6 protein-coding genes are annotated in these 5,600 nt (G+C 64.7%); all 6 read right to left on the bottom strand.

Features of this window, described 5'->3' with window-relative positions; genetic code table 11:
• Window positions 1–895, bottom strand: an 895-nt coding sequence (gene ytpR / locus DBR34_RS23355) for a YtpR family tRNA-binding protein (protein WP_258223986.1), incomplete at its 3' end; no start/stop codon positions are given.
• Between the two features lie 99 nt (window positions 896–994).
• A complete protein-coding gene (gene pheS / locus DBR34_RS15580) occupies window positions 995–1,990 on the bottom strand; it encodes a phenylalanine--tRNA ligase subunit alpha (protein ID WP_038687280.1) in 996 nt (331 codons plus the stop codon).
• A 195-nt stretch (window positions 1,991–2,185) separates the two neighbouring features.
• Window positions 2,186–2,545 (bottom strand): 50S ribosomal protein L20, encoded by a 360-nt coding sequence (gene rplT, locus DBR34_RS15575; RefSeq protein ID WP_017355264.1) that lies wholly within the window; start codon window positions 2,543–2,545, stop codon window positions 2,186–2,188.
• A gap of 10 nt (window positions 2,546–2,555) precedes the next feature.
• Window positions 2,556–2,753 carry a 50S ribosomal protein L35 gene (rpmI, locus tag DBR34_RS15570; protein WP_017355265.1) on the bottom strand — a complete coding sequence of 66 codons (198 nt, stop codon included), beginning with the start codon at window positions 2,751–2,753 and terminating at the stop codon, window positions 2,556–2,558.
• Window positions 2,754–3,216: 463 nt separating this feature from the next.
• Window positions 3,217–3,756, bottom strand: coding sequence for a translation initiation factor IF-3 (infC, locus tag DBR34_RS15565; RefSeq protein ID WP_172407481.1), 540 nt, complete (start codon window positions 3,754–3,756; stop codon window positions 3,217–3,219).
• A 48-nt stretch (window positions 3,757–3,804) separates the two neighbouring features.
• Window positions 3,805–5,600, bottom strand: a 1,796-nt coding sequence (gene thrS / locus DBR34_RS15560; protein ID WP_258223985.1) for a threonine--tRNA ligase, incomplete at its 5' end; no start/stop codon positions are given.

Here is a 5,600-nt window from a genome sequence, read left to right as displayed (position 1 = left end):
GGGCCAGCCGATGCACGCCTTCGACCTGGGCACCCTGCAGGGCAGCATCGGCGCGCGAGCGACGCACGCCGATGCTGCCCTGCAGGGTGCCCAGGTCGAAGGCGTGCATCGGCTGGCCCAGTTCCAGCATCACGTACTGGGTGATGTCCACCAGCAGCGACACCGGACGCACGCCGCTGCGGCGCAGGCGCTCGGCCATCCACAGCGGGGTGGCGGCGCGGGCGTTGATGCCCTCGATGACACGGCCCACGTAGCGCGGCGCTTCGGCGCCGGCGGCCAGGTCGACGGTCAATTCACGGGTGCCCACGGCCGCAACCGGGGCCGCGTCGAACGGCACCACTTCGCTGGCGCATGCAGCGGCCACGTCGAAGGCGATGCCGCGGATGCTGAAGCAGTCGGCGCGGTTGGGAGTCAGCTTGATCTCGATGCTGGCGTCGGGCAGGCCGAGGTACTCGACCAGGGTCTGGCCGACCGGCGCGTCATCGGGCAGCTCGAACAGGCCGGAGGCGTCGCTGTCCAGGCCCAGTTCCTTGGCCGAGCACAGCATGCCGTTGGAGTCCACGCCGCGCAGCTTGGCCGGCTTGATCTTCAGCTCGCCGATCTGCGCGCCGATCATGGCCAGCGGCGCAACCAGGCCCGGGCGCGCGTTCGGCGCGCCGCACACGATCTGCAGGTGCTCGCCCTGCCCGGCATCGACCTGGCAGATCTGCAGGCGGTCGGCTTCGGGATGGCGCTCGGCGGATACGATGCGCGCCACCACCACGTGGTCCAGGCCCACGCCGAGCGCGGTGACCTCTTCCACTTCCAGGCCGATGGCGGTCAGTACCGCGCCGAGTTCGTCGCGCGAGACCGAGGTGGGAACGTGGCTGCGCAGCCAGTTTTCAGAGAATTTCATGGTGTCACCCTGGTGGGCCCGGCGCATGCGCCTGGGCCGTGATGAATGGTGGTGCGACGTAGAGCCGGGCGCTGCCCGGCTGCACCGGTAGTACCGGCGTTACGCGAACTGCTTCAGGAACCGCACGTCGTTTTCAAAGAACGCGCGCAGGTCGTTGACGCCGTAGCGCAGCATCGCAAAGCGCTCCACGCCCATACCGAAGGCAAAGCCGGTGTAGCGTTCCGGATCAATGCCGACGTTGCGCAGCACGTTCGGGTGGACCATGCCGCAGCCGAGCACTTCCAGCCAGCGGGTGCTGCCGTCGGGCTGCTGCCAGGCGATGTCCACTTCCGCGCCGGGTTCGACGAAGGGGAAGTAGCTGGGACGGAAGCGCATCTCGAAATCGCGCTCGAAGAACGCGCGCACGAACTCGGACAAGGTGCCCTTGAGGTCGGCGAAGGTCGAATGCTCGTCCACCAGCAGGCCTTCGACCTGGTGGAACATCGGCGAATGGGTCTGGTCGCTGTCGCTGCGGTAGACCTTGCCGGCGGCGATCATGCGCAGCGGCGGCGCGTGGTCGCCCATGTAGCGCACCTGCACCCCGGAGGTGTGCGTGCGCAGCAGGCGGCCGTCGCCGAAATAGAAGGTGTCGTGCATTGCACGCGCCGGGTGGTGCGGCGGGAAGTTCAGCGCTTCGAAGTTGTGCCAGTCGTCTTCGATTTCCGGGCCTTCGGACACTTCATACCCGAGCCGGCCGAAGATCTCGGTGATGCGCTCCAGGGTACGGGTGACCGGATGCAGGCCGGCGCGATCCGCGCGGCGTCCCGGCAGGGTGATGTCGATGGATTCGGCGGCCAGGCGCGCGTCCAGCGCAGCGTCTTCCAGCACGGCCTTGCGTTCGGCCAGCGCGCTGGTGAGCGCGTCGCGGGAACGGTTGATGGCTTCGCCGGCGGCCTTGCGCTCGTCGGCCGGCAATGCGCCAAGCTGCTTGAGCTGGGCGGTGATGCTGCCGTTCTTGCCGAGCAGTGCCACGCGCAGGGCTTCCAGCGCATCGGGGCTGCTGGCAGCGGCCACGTCGGCCAGTGCCTGGGTGGTCAGGGATTGGATGTCACTCATGGATAGCCGGAGCCTCGCGTCGGTATGCCATCGCGATACGCGCCGGGCCGACCCCCGTCGCCACCGCTGTCGATCGGGGGCACCGGGAGGGCCACCGCCAACACAAAAAAGAATGGGGAAGGACTTGCGCCCTTCCCCATGCATTTGCCTTACCCACCACCGCTGCGCGACTGCGGCAACGGCGGGGGAATGGACTTATGCCGCCAGCGCGCCCTTGGCCTTTTCGGCCAGTGCAGCAAAACCGGCTGCGTCGTGCACGGCGATGTCAGCCAGAACCTTACGGTCCAGGGTGATGCCGGACTTGAGCAGGCCATTCATGAAACGGCTGTAGCTCAGGCCGTTGATGCGGGCAGCCGCGTTGATGCGGGTGATCCACAGCGAACGGAAATTACGCTTCTTCTGCTTACGACCGATGTAGGCGTACTGCTGTGCCTTGATCACGGCCTGCTTGGCAACGCGGAAGACCTTGCGGCGAGCGTTGTAGTAACCCTTCGCCAGGGTCAGAATTTTCTTGTGGCGGCGACGCGCCTGTACGCCACGCTTTACTCGTGCCATGGGTCAGTCCTCAGAGGTAGGGAAGCATACGGTTCAAACGGCCTGCGTCTTCTGCACGAACATGGTTCGTCTGACGCAGATTGCGCTTCCGCTTGGTCGACTTCTTCGTGAGGATGTGGCTACGGTTGGCATGGCCAGCCTTGAACTTGCCGGAGGCGGTCTTGCGGAAACGCTTGGCCGCCGCCCGGTTGGTTTTGATCTTGGGCATTGCAATGTCCTTGATGATGTTTTGTCACTGACCAGGGCGGTGGCCTGCGCCACACTTTCCGTCCATGCCCTTGCCTGCTTGTAAGCCCGGGATCCCCGATGGGAACCAGGCCGGTCCTGTTGCCGTTGAAACAGCATGCCCCTTGCGGAGCCTGAAACCGTTCAAAACAGCGCCCCGCAAAACGGGGCCGCCCATTATGCCCGCGAACACGGGAGGTTGCAAACTGTTGATTGGGCGAATGTTTACCGCGGGGCGGCCGAACCTGAACGGAACGGGCGCGAGCGCCGGCGTTGTGCCCGGCCGCGCGCGGGAAACGGCAGAAGGCGCCGGTGGGCGCCTGCTGCGTGGTGCGCGGAGCGGTGAAGCCGACCAACGGTCGGCTCTACCCTCTGCCACGGGGGCTGTGCAGCCGACCAACGGTCGGCTCTACCCTCCGCCGGTTCGGGCCAGGCCCGAGGGCCGGTTACTTCTTCTTCGGCGCGATCATCATGACCATCTGCCGGCCTTCAAGGCGCGGACGGGACTCGATCACGATGTCCTCACCCAGATCACCTTCGATCCGGTTGGCCATTTCGCGACCCAGTTCCTGATGGCTCATTTCACGGCCACGGAAGCGGATGTTGACCTTGATCTTGTCGCCCTCTTCCAGGAAACCGCGCATCTTGCGCAGCTTGATCTGGTAGTCGCCTTCATCGGTGACCGGACGGAACTTCACTTCCTTGATCTCGACCTGCTTGGTCTTCTTCTTGGCCTCGTTGGCCTTCTTCTGCGCTTCGAACTTGAACTTGCCGAAGTCCATGATCTTGCACACCGGCGGATCAGCCTGCGGCTGAATCTCGACCAGGTCCAGACCTTCGTCTTCGGCCATCGACAGCGCTTCGTCACGCGTCAACACGCCAATCATTTCTCCGTCGCTGCCGATCACGCGTACGCGCGGCACCCGGATTTCCTGATTCTTGCGGTTCTGTTTGTTGTCAGGGGTACTGATATTGCAATCTCCCAGAGGAATCAAACCGGCCCCTGGCGGATCATCCGCAGGGCCGGGACTTTCTTACACGGACTGTTCTGCCTGCAACCGCTCGATGAAGGCCTGGACGGACATGCTGCCCAGATCTTCGCCAGAGCGCGTACGCACGGCCACGGCGCCATTTTCCTTCTCACGGTCGCCAACCACCAGCAGGTACGGGACCCGCTGCAGCGTATGCTCGCGAATCTTATAACCGATCTTCTCGTTGCGCAAATCGGCGTTTACCCGGAAGCCTTGATCTGCAAGGGTTTTCCGGACTTCGCTCACGTATTCAGCCTGGGCATCGGTGATATTGGCCACCACCACCTGGGTCGGGGCCAGCCAGGACGGGAACTGGCCGGCATGGTGCTCGATCAGGATGCCCAGGAAACGCTCCATCGAACCGACAATGGCCCGGTGCAGCATCACCGGATGCTTCTTCTGGCTGTTTTCGTCCACGTATTCAGCGCCCAGACGGCCAGGCATCATGAAATCGACCTGCATGGTGCCCAGCTGCCAGGTGCGGCCGATGGCGTCCTTCAGGTGGTACTCGATCTTCGGGCCGTAGAAGGCGCCCTCGCCAGGCAGCTCCTGCCATTCCACCCCGCAGCTGGCCAGTGCCGAGCGCAGCGCGCCCTCTGCCTTGTCCCAGGTGGCGTCATCGCCCAGGCGCGATTCGGGGCGCAGCGCGATCTTGACCTGGATCTCCTCGAAGCCGAAGTGCTGGTACACCGCCAGCGCCTGCTGGTGGAACGCGGTCACTTCCGCCTCGACCTGGTCTTCGGTGCAGAACACGTGACCGTCGTCCTGGGTGAAGCCACGCACGCGCAGGATGCCGTGCAGCGCGCCGGAGGGCTCGTTGCGGTGGCAGGCGCCAAACTCACCGTAGCGGATCGGCAGATCGCGGTAGCTGTGCAGCCCCTGGTTGAACACCTGCACGTGGCCGGGGCAGTTCATCGGCTTGAGCGCATAGGTACGCTTCTCCGACTCGGTGAAGAACATCGCGTCCTGGTAGTTGTCCCAATGGCCCGATTTCTGCCACAGCGACACGTCCAGGATCTGCGGGCAGCGCACTTCGCCGTAGCCGGTGCTGCGGTACACCTTGCGCATGTACTGCTCGACCACCTGCCACAGCGCCCAGCCCTTCGGGTGCCAGAACACCAGGCCCGGGGCCTCTTCCTGCAGGTGGAACAGGTCCTGCTGCTTGCCGATGCGACGGTGGTCACGCATCTCCGCTTCTTCAATGCGCTTGATGTACGCATCGAGCTGCTTCTTGTCGGCCCAGGCGGTGCCATAGACGCGCTGCAGCTGCTCGTTCTGCGCGTCGCCGCGCCAGTAGGCGCCGGAAATGCGGGTCAGCTTGAAGGCCTTCAGGAAGCGCGTGTTGGGCACGTGCGGGCCGCGGCACATGTCCACGTATTCCTGGTGGTAGTACATGCCCATGGCCTGGATGTCCGGGGACATGTCCTCGATCAGGCGCAGCTTGTAGTCCTCGCCACGCGCCTTGAAGATTTCGATGACCTCCGCACGCGGGGTGACCTTCTTGATGACGTCGTAGTCCTGCGCGATCAGCTCGCCCATGCGCTTTTCGATGGCGGCCATGTCGTCCGGGGTAAACGGGCGCTCGGAGTAGATGTCGTAGTAGAAGCCTTCGGCGATGACCGGGCCGATCACCATCTTGACGTCCGGGTACAGCTGCTTGACCGCATGGCCGACCAGGTGGGCGGCGGAGTGGCGGATGATCTCGACGCCCTCCTCGTCCTTGGCGGTGATGATGCGCAGGGTCGCGTCGCGATCGATCACGTCGCTGGCATCGACCAGCACGCCGTCGACCGAACCGG

Origin of the sequence: Stenotrophomonas sp. HMWF003, assembly GCF_003061285.1 — a bacterium.
GTDB lineage: Bacteria > Pseudomonadota > Gammaproteobacteria > Xanthomonadales > Xanthomonadaceae > Stenotrophomonas > Stenotrophomonas maltophilia_AP.
The sequence above is the reverse complement of the archived record's forward strand: the minus strand, read 5'-3'. Positions and strand labels throughout refer to the sequence as shown.